Source organism: Streptomyces sp. R44 (assembly GCF_041053105.1).
Taxonomy (GTDB): Bacteria; Actinomycetota; Actinomycetes; order Streptomycetales; family Streptomycetaceae; genus Streptomyces.
Genome location: NZ_CP163444.1, coordinates 6,953,013 through 6,970,283, shown reverse-complemented (window position 1 = coordinate 6,970,283; position 17,271 = coordinate 6,953,013). Strand labels below are relative to the sequence as shown.

The window sequence follows — 17,271 nt, the reverse complement described above, 5'->3', positions numbered from 1 at the left end:
ACCGTAGCGGCCCGGATGATCATCAGGTGCCCGGCGTCGGCACCTCGGGGCCGTGTACGGCTCCGGGGGCCGCGGCCCCGGGGCCGGTCGCCGGCTTCTGGGCGGCGTGCGGGCCGGCGGGTTCGGGGTCCCTCGAACGGCGCTTCGCGATGACCGCGCAGACCATCAGCTGCATCTGGTGGAAGAGCATCAGCGGGAGCACGGCGAGGGAGGCCTGCGGGCCGAAGAGGACGCTGGCCATCGGCAGCCCGGCCGCGAGGCTCTTCTTGGAGCCGGCGAACTGGATCGCGATCCGGTCGGCCCGGTCGAAGCCGAGGCGCCTGGCTCCGTACCAGGTCAGGGCCAGCATCACCGCGAGGAGTACGGCCTCGACGGCGAGGAGCGCGCCGAGCCGCGCGGGGGTCACCAGGTGCCAGATGCCGGCGACCATGCCCTGGCTGAAGGCGGTGTAGACGACGAGGAGGATCGAGCCCCGGTCGACGTAGCCGAGGACCTTCTTGTGCCGGACGAGGAGGCCTCCGACCCAGCGGCGCAGGAACTGCCCGGTCAGGAAGGGCACGAGGAGCTGGAGGACGATCTTCAGGAGCGCGTCGGCGGAGAGGCCGCCCGCGCTGTTGCCGAGGAGCAGGGCCGCGAGCAGCGGGGTGAGGACGATGCCGGTGAGCGAGGAGAACGAGCCGGCGCAGATCGCGGCGGGCACGTTGCCCCGGGCGATCGAGGTGAACGCGATGGAGGACTGGATGGTGGACGGCACCAGGCAGAGGAAGAGGAAGCCGCTGTAGAGCTGTGGGGTGAGGATGCCGGGCACGAGGCCGCGGGCGGCGAGGCCGAGGAGCGGGAAGAGCAGGAAGGTGCAGCCGAGGACGGTGAGGTGGAGCCGCCAGTGCTTGAGGCCGTCGAGGGCCTCGCGGGTGGAGAGCCGGGCGCCGTAGAGGAAGAAGAGCAGGGCGACGGCCCCGGTCGACGCGCCTTCCGTGACCGTCGCGGCGGCCCCGGAGGCGGGGAGGAGCGCGGCGAGGGCGACCGTGCCGAGCAGCGCGAGGACGTAGCCGTCGACGGGCAGCCGGGACGGCAGGCGGAGGGGGCGGCGGGCGGGACGGCCGGGCGTGCGGGGGGTCATGGGCTCCAGTGCTCCAACGGAGGATCGCGCCCGTCCATCCTGCTCCACGGACCGGTGATCGGGAATCCCGTACAGCGCTCTGACTGTCATCACGGTTCGCGATAACGTCGTGTCGTGTACGAGCCCACCCAGCTGCGGACCTTCCTCGCCGTGGCCCAGACCCTGAGCTTCACGCGGGCCGCGGACCGTCTCGGGCTGCGCCAGTCGACGGTCAGCCAGCATGTGCGGCGCCTGGAGGAGGCGACGGGCCGGCCGCTGTTCGCGCGGGACACGCATCGCGTGGAGCTGACGGAGGACGGCGAGGCGATGCTCGGGTTCGCGCGCACGATCCTCCAGGCGCACGAGCGGGCGGCGGCCTTCTTCGGCGGGACGCGGTTGCGGGGGCGGCTGCGGTTCGGCGCCTCGGAGGACTTCGTGACGACCCGGCTGCCGGAGATCCTGGAGTCCTTCCGGCGTGAGCATCCCGAGGTCGATCTGGAGCTGACGGTCGAACTGTCCGGGACGCTGCAGGCGCGGCTCGCCGCCGGGCGTCTCGATCTGATCCTGGCCAAGCGGCGCGGGGCGGAGAGCGAGGGGCGGCTCGTGTGGGAGGACACGCTCATCTGGATCGGGGCGCCGGGGCTGCGGCTCGATCCGGACCGGCCGGTGCCGCTGATCCTGTATCCGCCGCCGGGGATCACCCGGGCGCGGGCCCTGGAGGCGCTGGAGGCGCAGGGCAGGGCGTGGCGGATCGCGTGCACGAGTTCCAGCCTGAGTGCGAACGTGGCGGCGGCCCGCGCGGGGCTCGGGGTGATGGCGCACACGCGGGGCCTGGTGCCGCCGGGGCTGGTCCCGGTGCCGGCGCGTGCGGGGCTCCCGGAGCTCGGGGACGTGGGGTTCGTGCTGCGCAAGGGGCGCAGGGGCGGGGAGACCCAGGAGGCGGCGGACGCGCTCGCGGAGGCGATCCTGGCGGGCGGCGACCGGCTGCACCGGCCGCGCTGACCCCGTGACAACCGGCCGCGCCGAACCCGTGACGGGCCGACCGCACCGGCCGCGCCGAACCCGTGACGGCCGACTGCACCGGCCGCGCCGAACCCCATGACGGCCGGCTCCGCCCACCCCGTCGAACCGTCGGTAACCGCTTGCGGCGCCTGGGGTGAGGGTGCGGCGAGAAGCCGCCGTCGCGGCGCTTCGGGGGCGGGGGCGTGAGCGGGCGGTACAGATTCCGTGGAGATTCGCCCCCGGAGGACGTACCGTCCGGTCGGCAACGACCCCGAGACACCCCCGACTTGGCCGCCTCACCGGCCCTGACCTGTGTGAACGCGGAATGTCCCGGCTTGGTGAAGGCCCTCCCCCCGGCCGGTCGGGTGGGGTACCGTCACCGGCGCCGTACGGAGTGCGACAACGGGCTTTTCCAGCCACGAGCCGTCGAGGAGCAGGTCAGTGCGCGAGTTCACCGTGCCGCCCGTCGAGGCGGCGCCTCAGGTCGGCGGTCTGGCGGACGCCGTGTTCGACCGCGGCCTCGCCGAGCCGGACCGGATCGTTCTCGGCCGCAAGGCCCCCGACGGGCAGTGGCACGACGTGACCGCCGCGCGGTTCCGGGACGAGGTCCTGGCGCTGGCGAAGGGGCTGATCGCGGAGGGCGTGCGGTTCGGCGACCGGGTCGCGCTCATGGCCCGGACCCGGTACGAGTGGACGCTCTTCGACTTCGCCCTGTGGACGCTGGGCGCGCAGCCGGTGCCGGTCTATCCGACCTCCTCCGCCGAGCAGGTCTTCTGGATGCTGCACGACGCCGAGGTCACGGCCTGCGTGGTGGAGCACGAGGACCACGCGATGACGATCGGTTCGGTGATCGACCGGCTCCCGCGGCTCCAGCGGCTGTGGCAGCTGGACGCGGACGCGGTGGGCGAGCTGACGGCGGCGGGCACGGACATCGACGAGGACGTCGTGCACCGGCACCGGCGGGCGGTGACCCCGGAGACGGTCGCGACGATCATCTACACCTCGGGGACGACCGGCCGCCCCAAGGGCTGTGTGATCACCCACGCGAACCTGATGTTCGAGACGGACATGGTGATGGGCCGCTGGGAGCCGGTGTTCCGCTCGCGCCCCGACGAGCAGGCCTCGACGCTGCTGTTCCTGCCGCTCGCGCACGTCTTCGGGCGGATGGTGGAGGTCGCGGCGGTCCGCGGCGGGGTGAAGCTGGGGCACCAGCCGGTGATGGCGGCGGCCGAGCTGCTCCCGGACCTGGTGGCGTTCCGCCCGAGCTTCGTGCTCGCCGTGCCGTACGTCTTCGAGAAGGTCTTCCGCGCGGCCCGCCGCAAGGCGGAGAGCGAGGGGAAGGCGGGCCCCTTCGACAAGGCCGTGGAGGTGGCGATCGCGTACGCGGAGGCGCTGGAGCAGAAGGCCTTCGGGACCGGTCCCGGGCCGTCGGCGGCGCTGCGGGTACAGCACCAGTTCTTCGAGAAGACGGTGTACGTCAAGGTGCGGGCGGCCCTGGGCGGGCGGGTGCGGCACGCGATGTCGGGCGGTTCGGCGATGGACCGCCGGCAGGGACTGTTCTTCGCGGGCGCGGGCGTCACGGTCTTCGAGGGCTACGGCCTCACCGAGTCCTCGGCCGCCGCGACGGCGAATCCGCCCGGGCGGACCAAGTACGGCACGGTGGGCCAGCCGGTCCCGGGGACGACGGTCCACATCGCGGAGGACGGCGAGGTGTGGCTCCACGGCGGCCAGGTCTTCTCCGGCTATCTGAACGCCCCGGAGGCGACGGCCGCCGTCCTCAACGACGGCTGGCTGGCCACCGGCGACATCGGCGCGCTCGACGCGGACGGCTATCTGACGATCACCGGGCGGAAGAAGGAGATCCTGGTGACCTCGGGCGGCAAGAGCGTCTCCCCCACCGCCCTGGAGGAGCGGGTGCGGGCGCATCCGCTGATCGCCCAGTGCATCGTGGTCGGCAACGACCGCCCGTACATCGCCGCGCTCGTGACGGTCGACCACGAGGCCGTGGAGCACTGGCTGGCGATGCAGGGGCGGGCCCCGCTGTCCCCGGCGGAGCTGGTCCGCGACCCGGCCCTGGAGACCGAGATCCGGCGCGGGGTGGTGGCGGCGAACACCCTGGTCTCGCAGGCGGAGTCGATCCGGACGTTCCGGATCCTGGCGCATCCGTTCAGCGAGGAGCACGGACTGCTCACCCCCTCGCTGAAGCTGAAGCGCAAGGCGATCGAACGGGCGTATGCGGCGGAGGTCGCGGCGCTGTACGGCTGACGGGAGCCGTACGGCTGACGGAATGCGGGGCGGTCTGTGATCGTTGACGCTGGGAGTACCCGAATTTCCCGGGCGCCCGTTCGCCCCGCGACGACGTAAGGATCCATCCCACGTGAGCACGGACAGCAACGTTCCCTCGGTCACCCTGAACAACGGCGTGAGCATGCCGCAGCTGGGCTTCGGCGTCTGGCAGGTGCCGGACGACGAGGCGACGGCGGCCGTGGCGACGGCCCTGGAGGCCGGGTACCGCTCGATCGACACCGCCGCGATCTACGAGAACGAGCGGGGCACGGGCCGTGCCGTCGCCGAGTCGGGGATCGCCCGCGAGGAGCTGTTCGTCACCACGAAGCTGTGGAACAGCGAGCAGGGGTACGACGCGACGCTGCGCGCCTTCGACGCCTCCCTCGACAAGCTGGGCCTCGACCACGTCGACCTGTACCTGATCCACTGGCCCGTGCCGGCCAAGGACGCGTACGTCGACACGTACCGCGCGTTCGAGAAGATCCTCGCGGACGGGCGCGCCCGGGCGATCGGCGTCTCGAACTTCCTCCCGGAGCACCTGGAGCGGCTGATCGGCGAGACCTCGGTCGTGCCCGCCGTCAACCAGATCGAGCTGCACCCGCAGCTCGCCCAGGCGGAGTCGCGCGAGGTGCACGCCAAGTACGGCATCGCGACCGAGGCGTGGTCGCCGCTCGGCCAGGGCAGGGGGCTCCTGGACGTCCCGGCGATCGTCGCGATCGGCCGCAAGCACGGGCGGACGCCGGCCCAGGTGGTGCTGCGCTGGCACCTCCAGCTGGGGAACGTGGTGATCCCCAAGTCGGTCACCCCCTCGCGGATCCGGGAGAACATCGACGTGTTCGGCTTCGAGCTGGACGACGAGGACCTGGCGGCGATCGCCGCCCTCGACGAGAGCCGCCGACTGGGCCCGAACCCGGCGGAGTTCAACGTCGGCGCCTGAAGGACACGGAGGGGGTGGGCTCGGCGCGCCGCGTCGGCGGCGCGCCGTCTCGGCCGCCGTGCGGCACGCCGTCCCGGCGGCGCCCCGCCTCAGTAACCGTCCACGCCGAGCTCGGTGATCGAGGAGAAGAGGTGCTCCCACACCTCGGCGCCGGGCGCGCCGTCGGCCAGCGCCCCGGCGTCCACCTCCGACATCTCCCGGAGGAACGTCTTCACGCCGTCCTCACCCGGATACGGGTCCCAGCAGGCGCCCATGTGACGGCGGACGCCCTCCAGGAACCGGACGAAGGACTCCAGATCGCGGACCAGCGGGAAGACGGCGTCGCCGCCGGGGCCGTGGCTTCCGTCCGGCTGCCGCAGGCCGACGGCGCCGGTCCCGGGGTGGACGAAGACCTCCCCGGGGTCGCAGTACCCGAGGTCGAACTCCCCCACGCGCAGCAGGCCCTCGGGGCCCGGGCCCAGCGGCTCGGCGGCGAGCGCGAAGGACGTGACGCCGGCCCCCCAGTGGCGGGGCAGTCCGGCCTCGGTGAGCAGTGTCCTGGTCGGTTCGTGCGTGAGCGCGGCGGGCAGCTCGGCCGCCGGGACGCGGAGGACCCCGGAGGGTCCGAAGACCCCGTCGAGCCGGGCCGCGGTGAGCGGCCCGTCCGCGTTCCTCGTGCCGGGCCGGAACCACGGGCCGCCGTCCGCCGGTACCGGGCCGGAGGAATCGGCCCCGCCCGTCGGCCAGTCGGCGAGGGCCGTGTCGTTCTGCTCCACCACGGCCACTCCGCGCGCGTCGAGGAAGACGTAGCGGCCGCCGTCCAGCGGGATCGGCTCCTCCCAGGCGTCGGGGCCGCGCAGCGCCCAGGACGCGTCGTCGCCGTCGAACAGCCAGGGCCCGTCCGGCTCGTCACCCTCGTACGGTTCGGCCGTGCCCTCGACGGGAGCGGGCCGGGGCCGGCCGGTGGCGAGGTCGAACCAGGTGTCCTCGCACCACAGGGCCCAGACCTTCAGGAGCGGGGTGCCCCCGGCCTCGTACACCTCGGCGGAGCGGTCGCCGCTGAGGTTCGGCGCGGCCTCGTGGGCGCCGACCGGCCGCCACCAGGCCCACACCGTCCGCCACGGCAGCCCCGGTTCGGCGGCCGCCACACGCTCGGCGTACTCGCGGTGGCCGAGGACGGTCGCCGCGAAGTGCAGCCAGGAGGCGAACTCGGCGGAGGTCACCGGTGCGCTCCCGAACACGGCCTCGGCCTGGGTGAACACCTCGCGGCCGACGCCTCCTTGCTCGTCCGGCAGGGTGTCGAGGCGGGCGCGGAGCTCGGCGCGGTCGTGGCGCAGGACCTGGGCGGGGTCGTCGAGCAGGGTAGGGAGATCGGGATCGGTCACCGGCCCATCGTGCCAGCCGGTCGCGCCCGGCGGGGCGGCAGCCGGCCTCCTTGTCGTACCCGGGACGTAGGGTCGGAGACGCCCCTGAGGGGTGCGTGCGGTGGTGACGGTCGCGCGGTGCGACTGCCCGGCGAGGAGAAGGAGTCGGTACGGTGAGCGGTGCCCCGGAGCCCGTCGAGGAGGGCCTCTACCGGGTGCGGAACGTGGCCAGCGGGCTGCTCCTGGAGGTGTACGAGGGGTCGAGCCGCAGCGGCGCGAAGGTGCAGCAGGGCACCGGGAACGGAACTCCCGGACAGCACTGGCACATCGCGTCCGTGCCGAACGGCGGCGGGCTCTACCACCTGGTCAACGCGGCCAGCGGCAAACGGCTCGACGTGGCGAACGCCTCCACGGAGAACGGCGCCGGCATCCAGCAGTGGAGGCCCAACAACTTCGGCGCGCAGGAGTGGATCATCGAGCAGGACCTCCAGTCGCCGGGGACGGTGGCCCTGGTGAGCTTCGTCAGCGGCCTCTTCCTGGAGGTCGCCGACGCGTCGAAGGAGGACGGGGGGAGCATCCGGCAGTGGGAGGACACCGACTCGCCGTTCCAGTGGTGGCGGCTTGAGCCGGTGTCCTGACCCGGGCCCTGTGCGGGCTCAGCCCTTGCGGGCGGTGTGCACGGTGTGGGCGGTGAGGTGGAACAGGTCCGTGCGGTGGTGCAGGGACAGTGCGTCGGCCGGGTCGAGCAGCCGGTCGAGGGTCTCCTTGTCGTCGGCGTCGATCCGCGCGGCCAGGCCGTCCCGCAGGCGCTCGTAGTGGGCGAGGGCCAGCTCCCGGACGGCCGGTGACACGGGCGCGGGGACGTCCACGAGGAACGTGCGGGTGCCGGACGGGGTGAGACCGGCGCCGGTGAGCAGGGCCCGCCAGTCGTCCGGCTCGTCCTTGGCCCCGGGCAGTTCGGCGCGCATCTCGCCGAACCAGTCGGCGTGGACGGCGTCGAGGCGGGCCTCGAGACCGGGCCGGCCGATCCCGATGTTCTGGGGCAGGTGCCGCCGGGGCAGCCCGCCCTCGACGAGGACGATCAGCCCGCCGGGGTTCAGGATGCCGGCGAACTCCGCGAGCGCGGCGCTCTGGTCGCCCATGTGGTGCAGGGAGTTGCCCGCCCAGATGAGGTCGGCCTGCCCCAGGGTGCCGATGGCTTCCGGGAGTTCGGCGTGGAGGGTGGAGACCCTCGCGCCGAGGTGACGGGCCTCGGCGCGGGCCCGGGCCAGGGCGAGGAGTTCGGGGGCGCCGTCGACGGCGACGGCCTCGGCGGCCGGGAACGCCTCGGCGAGCAGGCTGGTCACCACGCCGGGACCGCTGCCGACGTCGAGGATCCGGCGGACGCCCTGCACCGGCGCGAGGGTGCCCAGCCAGGCGGCGGCCTCCGCGTAGGCGGGGCTCGCGATCTCGGCCTGCCGCTCCAGGAGCGGAGCCATCTCGCTCCAGTCGAGGTGGGTGTGGTCGTGGGGTCGCCGGTCGTGACCGGTGCCGTGCTGATGGCCGTGGTGGGACGCGTGATGCTGGCTCATGGCTCCAGGGTGCGACGGGCCGGCCGCGCACGCGAGAAATGTTGCCGGTCCGGCAACATCGACCGGTCCGGCACCATCGACGGGTCCAGCGGCCGCGACCGATCCGGCGACCTCGCCCGGCCCGGCAACATCGACCGGTCCGGCGTCTTCCCGTGGATCGGTCAGTCGCGGCTCCGGTGCTCCTGCGGGCTGATGCCCCGTACCCGCTTGAAGGCGGCGCTCAGGGCGAACGCGCCGCTGTAGCCGACCTGCCGGGCGACGGACTCGACGGTGGCGTCCGACTCGCGCAGCAGATCGGCGGCGAGCGCGAGCCGCCAGCCGGTGAGGTACGCCATGGGGGGCTCCCCGACGAGTTCGGTGAACCGGCGGGCGAGCGCGGCCCGGGACACGCCCGCCTTCGTGGCGAGCGAGGCGACGGTCCACGGGTGGGCGGGGTCGTTCTGGAGCAGTCGGAGCGCCCGGCCGACCACGGGGTCGCCCATCGCGCGGTACCAGGCGGGCGCCTCGGCGCCGGGCCGGGAGAACCAGGCGCGGACGGCGGCGATGAGCAGCAGGTCGAGGACCCGGTCGAGGACGACGCTCTGGCCGGGTTCGTCGCGGGAGATCTCCTCGTCGAGGAAGGGCATGAGGGGGCAGTTCCACACGTCGGCGGGCAGGTGCGCCAGGCCGGGCAGGGCGTCGAGGAGTCTGCGGCCGACCTCGCCGTCCATCAGGTAGGTGCCGACGAGGACGGTGGTGCCGCCGTCCGGGGCGTTGCCCCAGGTGCGGACGCCGAGGCGCATGGACTGGGCGAGCGGTTCCCCGGTGAGGGTGGTGCAGCGGCCGTCGGGGCCGATCCTGGCGCGGGGCGGGGCGTCGGGGGTGTGGGCGACGGTGTACGGCTCGGGGCCGCGGGCGATGGCGATGTCCCCGGGGCGCAGCAGGACGGGTGCGCCGGTGCCGGGGACGATCCAGGCCTCGCCCTCGGTGACGCACATGAGGCAGACCGGGGCCTCGTCCTCGATGCGTACGGACCACGGCGGTTCCATGATCATGCGGAGCAGGAAGGCGCCCTTGGCGCGTGGCCCGTCGAGGAGTCCGGCGAGTGCGTCCATGGGGCGCAAGCGTAGGGCGTTCCGGGCCTGAGACGCAGGCGTAGGCGGGTGAGACGGTGCAGCATGGGCGGGCGGCTCCCGGGGCGGGAGTCTTGAGCCATGACGACGCAGACGAACAACACGCAGAACACGACGGTCCTGGTGACGAGCGCCACCGGCAAGACGGGGCGGCGGGTGGCCGAGCGTCTTGCCGCCCGCGGCCTGACCGTCAGGGCCGGGTCCCGGAGCGGGGCGACCGTCTTCGACTGGGAGGCCCCGGAGACCTGGGGGCCCGCGCTGCGGGGCGCGGACGCCGCGTACGTGGCCTACTACCCGGACCTGGCCGCCCCCGGGGCGGTCGGGGCGATGGAGGCCTTCGGCCGGCTCGCCGTGGAGAACGGGGTCCGGCGGCTCACCCTGCTCTCCGGGCGCGGGGAGCCGGAGGCGGTGCTCGCGGAGGAGGCGCTGCGGGCGGCGGCGTCCGGGGCCGAACTGACCGTCGTACGGGCCTCGTTCTTCGCGCAGAACTTCTCCGAGGGGCTGCTCGCGGAGGGCGTCGCGGAGGGGGCGGTGGTGTTCCCGGCCGGGGACACGGCCGAGCCGTTCATCCACGCGGACGACCTGGCGGACGTCGTCGTCGAGACCCTGACGGCGGACGGGCACGCGGGGCGGGTGCACGAGGTGACGGGTCCCCGGCCGGTGGGCTTCGCGGAGGTGGCGGCGGAGATCTCCCGCGCCTCGGGCCGCCCGGTGGTGTACGAGGCGGTGTCCGCGGCCGAATACGCCGGTCAGCTCGCCGGGTTCGGGCTGCCGGCCCCGGAGGCGGAGTGGCTGGCGGCGCTGTTCGCGACGCTCCTCGACGGGCACAACGCCTCGGCGACGGACGGGGTGAAGCGGGTCCTGGGGCGGGAGCCGCGTTCCTTCGCCGAGTTCGCGGCGGAGGTGTGGGGCTGGCCCTGGCCCTGAGAGGCCCGTCCGGCGGTACGCGTTCAGGCGTACCGCGCGGCCAGGGTCCGTACGGTCGCGGCGATGCGGTCGCGGAGGTCCTCGGGGGCGAGGACCTCCACTTCCGCGCCGAGTCCGAGGAAGGTGTCGTGGGCGTGTTCGGGCGTCTCGACGGGGAGGGTGGCGCGGATCCAGCCGTCGGGTTCGGGGGTGCCGGTGGCGGCGAGTGCCCGGGCGGCGGCGCCGGTGAGGCGAGCGGCGCCGCCCGGGGAGATCCGTACGACGGCATCGCCCTGGTGGAGCCGCCGGTGGAAGTCCTCCTGGCCGGCCCGCCAGTGCGCGGCGAGGTCGAAGTCCTCGGGGACGGCGGCCTCCTCGTCGGTGACGGTGAGGGCGAGGATCTGGTCGACGCGGTAGGTGCGCGGTCCGGGTCCGGCGATCAGGTACCAGCGGCCGGCCTTGAGGACGAGACCGTACGGCTCCAGGCGCCGGTCGACGTCCGTCGGTTCCTTCCAGCGCCGGTAGCGGACCTCCAGGACCCGTCCGGTGCGGACCGCGTCGGCGACCTCGGGCAGGAACGGGGCCTCGTCGCCCTCGTCGTACCAGCCGGGGGCGTCGATGTGGAAGCGGCCCCGCAGCCGGTCGACGTGCTCGCGCAGGGCGGCCGGGAGGGCCGCGCGCAGTTTCAGCTGGGCGTCGGCGAAGTGCGGGCCGAGTCCGAGTCCTTCGGCGGCCCCGGGCATGCCGGCGAGGACCAGCGCCTCGGCCTCTCGGGCGAACAGGTCGCCGAGGCGGGTGCGGCTGCCGGGCAGGAGCCGGTAGCCGCCGCGGTGCCCGGCGTCGCCGTAGAGGGGCACGCCGGCGGCGTGCAGGGCCTCGACGTCGCGGTAGACGGTGCGGACGGAGACCCCGAGCTCCTCGGCGAGCCGGCCGGCGGTCATCCGGCCGCCGGTCTGGAGCAGCAGGAGGATCGAGAGAAGACGGCTGGACTTCACTGACACAAGATGTCAGTGAAGGGTTCCTACAGTCCAGCCATGGCTTTCGCAGAGAAGAACCTCCTCGCGCTGCCGCCGGTCGAGATCGCCGGTCGGCACCTGAAGCGCTACCACGTCACGGCCGACCCCGAGGGCATCGAACCGGAGGTGGAGAAGGCGGCGTACGCGCTGCTTCCGGAGCTGCTCCCGGCGACGGACGGCACCCCGGGGGCGGGTTTCGTGGTGCTGCACCGGGGCGGTGACAGCGGCGCGTACCTCAACGCGTACAGCTGGGTGTGGGACAACGTGCTGCACTTCGGCGGCGGGGCGGCCGGTCAGCCCGCCCTGGACTGCCCCGACACCGATCCGGCGCACTTCGTCCGGGTCGACCGCTCGTGGATCGGCTGTGTCTGGGAGCTGGCGCCGCTCGAACACGAACGGCGGGCCTGGATACGGCACGTGCTGTCGCCCGGGAGCCCGGATCTGGCCGGCTATCTGGCGGACGCGCTGCCCTCCGGCACGACGGGAGGCCGCGCGTGACCGCCGACGGGTTCGCCTTCCTCGACGGCCGGTGGCGGGTCCGCAACCGCCGCCTCGCCGACTTCCTCGACCCGGAGAGCGGGTGGAAGGAGTTCGAGGGGCACACGACCGGCTCGCTGTTCTGGGACGGCCGGGCGCACGTGGACGAGATCGTCTTCCCCTCGGAGGGGTTCAGCGGGCTGACGCTGCGGCTGTACGAGCCGGAGACCGGCGAGTGGACGCTGAACTGGTCCAACAGCCGTACGGGAAGGCTGGATCCGCCGGTACGGGGCCGGTTCGCCGCGGACGGGACGGGCGAGTTCCACGGCACCGACTCCTACGAGGGGCGGCCCGTCCGCGTGCGGTTCCGGTGGTCGGGGATCACGGCGGACGCGGCCCGCTGGGAGCAGGCGTTCGCGATGGCGGGCACCGACGCGTGGGTGACGAACTGGGTGATGGAGTTCAGCCGCGCCTGACGAAGCTCGCGAGCCGGTAACGGGGGTCGGCTCGGGGGCGGTCCTGGTCCGGGAGCGCGGACAGCGCGGCCGCGAGCGTGTCGACGGTCGCGGGGTCGCCGTCGAACCAGGAGGCGAAGTATCCGGCGCGCAGCTTCCGGACGGTGTCGCGCGGGGTGTTGCCCTGTCCGTGGCCGGTGAAGCGGGTGCCGGCGGCGGGGTCGAGGCCGTGGGCGGCCGCGGTCGCGGTGACGAGGTCGGCGCGGTCGGAGGCGGCGTCGGCGGAGCGGTACGGGCGGAGGACCTCGTCGATGTCGCTGCCGACGTCGTGGGCGGCGTCCTTGTCGACGGTGACGACGAGGACGCCGCCGGGGCGCAGCACCCGGGCCGCCTCGGCGACGATGTCCGCCGCGAAGGGCACGAGGTGCAGCAGCCAGACGGCGGCGACGGCGTCCAGGGAGGCGTCGGGCAGCGGCAGCCGCCGGGCGTCGGCGCGTACGGCGCGGCCGGGGGTCCGGCCGGCGGCGACCCGCGCCATGGCGTGGGCGGCGTCGGCCCCGTACACGCGCAGGCCCGGCCGGGCGAGGCGTTCGGTGACGAGGCCGGTGCCGCAGGCGAGGTCGAGCAGGGTGCGGGCGCCGGGCGGGACGAGCCGCAGGACGGCCTCGGCGGCCGCCTCGGCGCGGGGCACCCCGCCGCGGGTCCGGTCGTAGTGCGCTGCCTCGGCCTCGTAGTCGAGCACGGTCTCCGCCATGCCCGTGATCCTAACGAGGCGTCAGCTCGCGCCGTGGCCGGGGGCGATCCGTTCGACGCGGTCGGCGAGTTCGAAGTCCTTCTCGGTGACGGCGGGGCCCGCGGAGTGGGTGTTCACGGCGAGGGCGACCGTGTTGTAGCCGAGGGTGAGGTCGGAGTGGTGGTCGAGCTCCTGCTGGATCTGGGCCACGTGGACGACGAGCGCGGTCGCCGCGAAGTGGTCGCCGAGCCGGTAGGTCCGGGTGAGCCGGTCCGCGTCGACGGACCAGCCGGGGAGCTCCCTCAGGCGGTCCTCGATCTCCTTCTGCGACAGCGGCTGTGTGGGCACGGCGGTGCTCCCTCCGGTCGGGTGCTGCGGGGTGACGGGGTGACGGACAGGGGCCCCGGGGGAAAGCTACCCGGCGTCCCCCTCTGGGATACCGTCTGGCCATGACAACTGTCGTGAGCGACACGGGGGTGGGGCCGCTGCTGCGCGGATGGCGTGAGCAGCGGCGGCTGAGCCAGCTGGAGCTGGCGCTGCGCGCGGACTCGTCGGCGCGGCACATCTCCTTCGTGGAGACGGGCCGTTCCCGGCCGAGCGAGGAGATGGTCCTGAAGCTCGCCGAGCACCTGGAGGTGCCGGTGCGCGAGCGGAACGGGCTGCTGCTCGCGGCGGGATACGCGCCCCGGTACGCGGAGTCGCCGCTGGACGCGCCGCGTCTGGAGACCCTGCGCTGGGGGATCCAGCAGCTGCTCGACGGGTACGAGCCGTATCCGGCGCTCGTGGTCGACGGTACGTACACCGTGGTGGCGGCGAACCGGGGGATCGAGCTGCTCCTCGGCGGGATTCCGGAGCACCTCCTCGCCCCGCCGATGAACGCGATGCGGCTCACCCTGCACCCGGAGGGCCTGGCGCCGCGGATCCGGAACCTGCGGGAGTGGCGGGGCCACCTCCTGGCCCAGATGGAGCGTCAGATCGCGCTGGCCCGTTCGGAGCCGCTGCGCGAGCTGTACGAGGAGGTGGCGGCGTATCCGCTGCCCGAGCGGATCGATCCGGAGGACCGGCCGGACGCGGAGCCGTACCCGTACTTCGCGCTGCCGCTGCGGATCGAGCACGACGGGCGGGTGCTGTCGTTCGTGTCGTCGATCTCGACGTTCAACACGCCGATGGACGTGACCGTCGCCGAGCTGGCCATCGAGACGTTCCTCCCGGCCGACCCGGAGACGGTCGCGTACCTGCGGTCGCTCGCCGCGGCCGCGGCGGGCGCCTGACCTTCAGCGGGCCGCGGGCGCGGCGGCCCTGAGGGCGGCCCACTGGAGCGCGGCGAAGCCGGCGACGGTGGCGGCCTGCATCGGGGTCCACAGCAGGCCGGCGGTGGTCGGCTCCAGCCAGGCGACGAGGGCGACGACGCTGAGGACGGCCCAGAGGACGTTGGCGTCGACGACGAGCTTCACGGCGAGCGCCGGGGGCTGCGGGCGGCTCGCGAGCCAGGCGACGCCGGCGGCGAACGCGGTGAGGAAGACGCCGAGTTCGAGGAGGAGTCCCGCGTCGACGCCGAGGAGTTCGCCGAGCGGGCCGGAGGCGGCGAGGTAGGCGATCCCGTTGGCCCCGGTGACGACGGCGTCGAGGGCGAGGAAGCGGCGCACCGCGGACTGGGGCCGGGTGGTACGGGCGAGGCCGGCGAGCAGGGCCTGGGACATGGCGGATCACCCTCCAGAGGGAGACGTTCGTGCTGGTGGTGGGCCCGGAGCCCGAGCGGAGTGCGCCGCCCGGGTTCCGGTGTCCCTGAGCATGCCGGGCGGCGCGGAGGGGGTCGATTACGCCGGAGGTAATGCGGGAGGTCGAGCCGGACGCCGTGTCGTGGTCGTGCCGGTCCGCGGGCGGCCGTGCCGTCGCTGCCCCCGGGTGAGTAGTCTTCGCGCCGGGGTGGCCGGAACCGGTGCCCCGGAGGGGGAGATCACGGATGGCGTGGAACAGGGAACGGGCCATGGTGGCCACCGGGGACGATCACAAGGTGACGCCCGCGGAGCTCTTCTTCGACCTGGTGTTCGTGTATGCGATCACGCAGGTCACCGCCCTCATGGCGGCCGCGCCCTCGCCGGTGCGGATGGTGGGCGCGATGGTCGTGCTCGCGCTGCTGTGGTGGTGCTGGTGCGCCTTCGCCTGGCTGGGCAATGTCGTACGGGCCGATTCCGGCGCCCTGTTCGGCGTCCTCGTCACCGTGATGGCCGTCGTCCTGATCGTGTCCCTCGCCGTGCCCAGGGTCTTCACGGACACGCCGGGCGGGCTCTCGGAGCCGTTGGTGTTCGTGCTCTGCTACGGCGCGGTGCGCACCCTGCACCTGGCCTCGTACTGGCTCTCCAGCCCTGGGGACGCCGCGCTGCGGGCCACCCTGCGGCGCACGGCCATGGCGTCCGTGCTGCCGCCGCTGGTGCTGCTGCTCATCGGCTGCGCGTACGACGGGCGGGTCCAGCTCCTGTGGTGGCTGGGTGCGGTGGCCGTCGACTACGGCGGGATCTACGTCACCGGTTCCTCCGGCTGGCGGGTCAACTCCCCCGGGCACTTCGCCGAGCGCCACGGTCTGATCGTGATCATCGCCCTGGGCGAGTCCATCGTGGCGATGGGCGTCGGTGTGGCCGAGCGCCCGCTCTCCTCCGCGGTGCTCGGCGCCTCGGCCGCGGGGCTGCTGCTCTCGGCGGGGCTGTGGCGGCTGTACTTCCGGCAGCTCGGCGAGGCCGCCGAGCACCGTCTCACCGGGCTCGACGGCGACGAGCGCACCCGCTTCGCGCGGGACGTCTACACCTTCCTGCACCTGCCGCTGGTCGCGGGCGTCGTGCTCTGCGCGCTCGGGATGAAGAAGGTCCTCCAGCAGGTCGCCGACAGCGCGCACTACGACCTGGCCGAGCCGCTGCACGGCGCCGTGGCCTGGTCGCTGACCGGGGGTGTCGGTGTCTATCTGCTGGGCGCCGCCGCGATCGTGCTGCGCACCTCGGGCCGGCGGCCGACCGCCCTGGCCGTGGGCGGGGTGTGCTGCCTGGCGGCGGGCCCGCTGGTGAGCCTGGTCCCGGCCCTGGTGGCCCTCGTGGTCCTGGCCTTGACGGCGACGGTCCTGGTGAGCCTGCACACGAGGCGGGGCACGGGCCGGTCGCCCGAGGCGCAGGCGGCCTGAGGCGGGCGCGGCCGGGCGGGGAGGGCCGGAGGCCGGAGCGGGGAGGGCCGGACCGCCCGGCCCGGGCCTCAAGCGCAGGTCACAGGGCTCGGGCTGGAGGATCGTGACGGTTCGCCGGGCACGGAGCCGGGTGAACGTACAAGATCCAGAAGATGGGCGCGCGGGCGCAGCCAGCTCGTCAAACTGGCCCCATGGCCCCCACCAGCCCCACTCTCATAGGTTCCGTCCGTCGCGCGCTGGCTCTGCTCGAACTCGTCGCCGAGCACGGCGAACTCACCGCCAAGCGCCTCTCACGGATGGCCGGGCTGCCCCTGGCCACCACGTACCACCTGCTGCGCACCCTCGTCCACGACGGCCATCTGCGCCATGAGCGCGGGGCGTTCCGGCTCGGGCCCGCCGCGCCGCGGCTCGCCGGGCAGGAGCCCGGACACGGCGCCCGGCTGCCGGACTGGCTGCGGACGCTGGGCGAGGAGCTCGACGCGCCCGTCTACTACGCGGTCTTGGACGACGGCGAGGTGGAGGTCGTCATGGGTGTGGACGTCCCGGGGCGCCCGGTCCCCGAGGAGTGGGCGGAGTTCCGCGCCACCGCGCACGCCCACGCGCTCGGGCAGTGTCTCCTCGCCCAGCTGGACCCGGAGGCCCGCCGGGCGTATCTGGCGCGGCGGCCGGTGAGCCGGCTGACGCCGAGGACGGTCCTGGACGAGGAGGCGCTCATGCGCAGGCTGGCCGGGTTCCGCCCGGGCGTGCCGGTGGTCGAGCGGGAGGAGTACATGCTCGGCACGGTGTGCGGGGCCGTGCCGATCACGGTCGGCGGGGTCCACTCGGCGGTGGGGTTCTCGCTGCCGGTGGACGAGGAGGACCGTCTTGAGGAGACGGCGCTGCGGCTGCGCGCCCGGCTCGAACGGGCGTTGACGGCCCATGCCTTCACGGTGCTGACCTGACGTCCGTCGGCCTCCCGGAGGTGGGCCCCGGGAGGCCGGTGGCGGGGGTCAGCCCAGGGGGCGTTCCCGGCGGAGGCCGTCCTCCCGGCGGGCGGGCGGCTCGGGCACCGGCGCGGGTGCGGGGGTGCCGGGCTCGGGGGCGGTGGCGCGTTCGGTGCGCCGGGCGCGGGAGGCCTCGGCGCGCAGCAGGGCCTGGAGGACGGCGTACGGGTCGACGGGCATGA

19 protein-coding genes are annotated in these 17,271 nt (G+C 74.2%); 10 read left to right on the top strand and 9 right to left on the bottom strand.

The features are described from left to right. Positions 1–22: 22 nt before the first annotated feature. On the bottom strand, positions 23–1,120 hold the full coding sequence (locus tag AB5J54_RS32560; protein WP_369147491.1) for a bile acid:sodium symporter family protein: 1,098 nt from the start codon (positions 1,118–1,120) through the stop codon (positions 23–25). Positions 1,121–1,234: 114 nt separating this feature from the next. Here AB5J54_RS32560 and AB5J54_RS32555 point away from each other — a divergent pair, with 114 nt between their 5' ends. The 3 genes from AB5J54_RS32555 to AB5J54_RS32545 all read left to right on the top strand — a co-directional run bounded on the left by AB5J54_RS32555 (position 1,235) and on the right by AB5J54_RS32545 (position 5,324). Further along, positions 1,235–2,101, top strand: coding sequence for a LysR substrate-binding domain-containing protein (locus tag AB5J54_RS32555; protein WP_369147490.1), 867 nt, complete (start codon positions 1,235–1,237; stop codon positions 2,099–2,101). A 441-nt stretch (positions 2,102–2,542) separates the two neighbouring features. Beyond that, on the top strand, positions 2,543–4,366 hold the full coding sequence (locus tag AB5J54_RS32550) for a long-chain fatty acid--CoA ligase (protein ID WP_369147489.1): 1,824 nt from the start codon (positions 2,543–2,545) through the stop codon (positions 4,364–4,366). A gap of 163 nt (positions 4,367–4,529) precedes the next feature. Beyond that, positions 4,530–5,324, top strand: a complete 795-nt coding sequence (locus AB5J54_RS32545) for an aldo/keto reductase (protein ID WP_369149532.1) — start codon at positions 4,530–4,532, stop codon at positions 5,322–5,324. An 89-nt stretch (positions 5,325–5,413) separates the two neighbouring features. Here the strand turns inward: AB5J54_RS32545 and AB5J54_RS32540 are convergent, their stop codons facing one another. Beyond that, positions 5,414–6,688: an SUKH-4 family immunity protein gene (locus AB5J54_RS32540; protein ID WP_369147488.1), complete on the bottom strand. Its 1,275-nt coding sequence runs from the start codon at positions 6,686–6,688 to the stop codon at positions 5,414–5,416. 152 nt (positions 6,689–6,840) lie between these two features. On the opposite strand from AB5J54_RS32540, the gene AB5J54_RS32535 reads away from it, so the two are divergent. Beyond that, complete coding sequence (locus AB5J54_RS32535) at positions 6,841–7,305, top strand: RICIN domain-containing protein (RefSeq protein ID WP_369147487.1); 465 nt, start codon at positions 6,841–6,843, stop codon at positions 7,303–7,305. Positions 7,306–7,323: 18 nt separating this feature from the next. Here the strand turns inward: AB5J54_RS32535 and AB5J54_RS32530 are convergent, their stop codons facing one another. Further along, positions 7,324–8,238, bottom strand: a complete 915-nt coding sequence (locus AB5J54_RS32530; RefSeq protein ID WP_369147486.1) for a trans-aconitate 2-methyltransferase — start codon at positions 8,236–8,238, stop codon at positions 7,324–7,326. 161 nt (positions 8,239–8,399) lie between these two features. Then, complete coding sequence (locus AB5J54_RS32525) at positions 8,400–9,332, bottom strand: cupin domain-containing protein (protein WP_369147485.1); 933 nt, start codon at positions 9,330–9,332, stop codon at positions 8,400–8,402. Between the two features lie 99 nt (positions 9,333–9,431). Here AB5J54_RS32525 and AB5J54_RS32520 point away from each other — a divergent pair, with 99 nt between their 5' ends. After that, on the top strand, positions 9,432–10,277 hold the full coding sequence (locus tag AB5J54_RS32520) for an NmrA family transcriptional regulator (protein ID WP_369147484.1): 846 nt from the start codon (positions 9,432–9,434) through the stop codon (positions 10,275–10,277). 23 nt (positions 10,278–10,300) lie between these two features. Here AB5J54_RS32520 and AB5J54_RS32515 read toward each other — a convergent pair whose 3' ends face one another. Continuing rightward, positions 10,301–11,251, bottom strand: coding sequence for a helix-turn-helix transcriptional regulator (locus AB5J54_RS32515; RefSeq protein WP_369147483.1), 951 nt, complete (start codon positions 11,249–11,251; stop codon positions 10,301–10,303). 39 nt (positions 11,252–11,290) lie between these two features. Here AB5J54_RS32515 and AB5J54_RS32510 point away from each other — a divergent pair, with 39 nt between their 5' ends. Together AB5J54_RS32510 and AB5J54_RS32505 are read left to right on the top strand one after the other, a co-directional pair. Beyond that, positions 11,291–11,770: a hypothetical protein gene (locus AB5J54_RS32510; RefSeq protein ID WP_369147482.1), complete on the top strand. Its 480-nt coding sequence runs from the start codon at positions 11,291–11,293 to the stop codon at positions 11,768–11,770. Next, a complete protein-coding gene (locus AB5J54_RS32505) occupies positions 11,767–12,225 on the top strand; it encodes a hypothetical protein (RefSeq protein ID WP_369147481.1) in 459 nt (152 codons plus the stop codon). The genes AB5J54_RS32510 and AB5J54_RS32505 overlap by 4 nt, the downstream gene beginning before the upstream one ends. Here the strand turns inward: AB5J54_RS32505 and AB5J54_RS32500 are convergent. Beyond that, a complete protein-coding gene (locus AB5J54_RS32500; protein WP_369147480.1) occupies positions 12,212–12,958 on the bottom strand; it encodes a class I SAM-dependent methyltransferase in 747 nt (248 codons plus the stop codon). The genes AB5J54_RS32505 and AB5J54_RS32500 overlap by 14 nt on opposite strands. Positions 12,959–12,979: 21 nt before the next feature. Then, the gene (locus AB5J54_RS32495; RefSeq protein ID WP_369147479.1) at positions 12,980–13,285 is read right to left on the bottom strand and encodes a 4a-hydroxytetrahydrobiopterin dehydratase; all 306 of its coding nucleotides are present in this window, start codon (positions 13,283–13,285) and stop codon (positions 12,980–12,982) included. Positions 13,286–13,386: 101 nt separating this feature from the next. On the opposite strand from AB5J54_RS32495, the gene AB5J54_RS32490 reads away from it, so the two are divergent. After that, complete coding sequence (locus AB5J54_RS32490) at positions 13,387–14,208, top strand: helix-turn-helix domain-containing protein (protein ID WP_369147478.1); 822 nt, start codon at positions 13,387–13,389, stop codon at positions 14,206–14,208. Between the two features lie 3 nt (positions 14,209–14,211). Here AB5J54_RS32490 and AB5J54_RS32485 read toward each other — a convergent pair whose 3' ends face one another. Continuing rightward, the gene (locus AB5J54_RS32485) at positions 14,212–14,637 is read right to left on the bottom strand and encodes a hypothetical protein (protein ID WP_369147477.1); all 426 of its coding nucleotides are present in this window, start codon (positions 14,635–14,637) and stop codon (positions 14,212–14,214) included. A gap of 263 nt (positions 14,638–14,900) precedes the next feature. Here AB5J54_RS32485 and AB5J54_RS32480 point away from each other — a divergent pair, with 263 nt between their 5' ends. Then, a complete protein-coding gene (locus AB5J54_RS32480) occupies positions 14,901–16,106 on the top strand; it encodes a low temperature requirement protein A (RefSeq protein ID WP_369147476.1) in 1,206 nt (401 codons plus the stop codon). A 191-nt stretch (positions 16,107–16,297) separates the two neighbouring features. Then, entirely contained in the window at positions 16,298–17,047 is a 750-nt protein-coding gene (locus AB5J54_RS32475) for an IclR family transcriptional regulator (protein ID WP_369147475.1), read from the top strand. A gap of 48 nt (positions 17,048–17,095) precedes the next feature. Here AB5J54_RS32475 and AB5J54_RS32470 read toward each other — a convergent pair whose 3' ends face one another. Continuing rightward, a complete protein-coding gene (locus AB5J54_RS32470; protein WP_369147474.1) occupies positions 17,096–17,269 on the bottom strand; it encodes a hypothetical protein in 174 nt (57 codons plus the stop codon). Between the last annotated feature and the right edge of the window lie 2 nt (positions 17,270–17,271).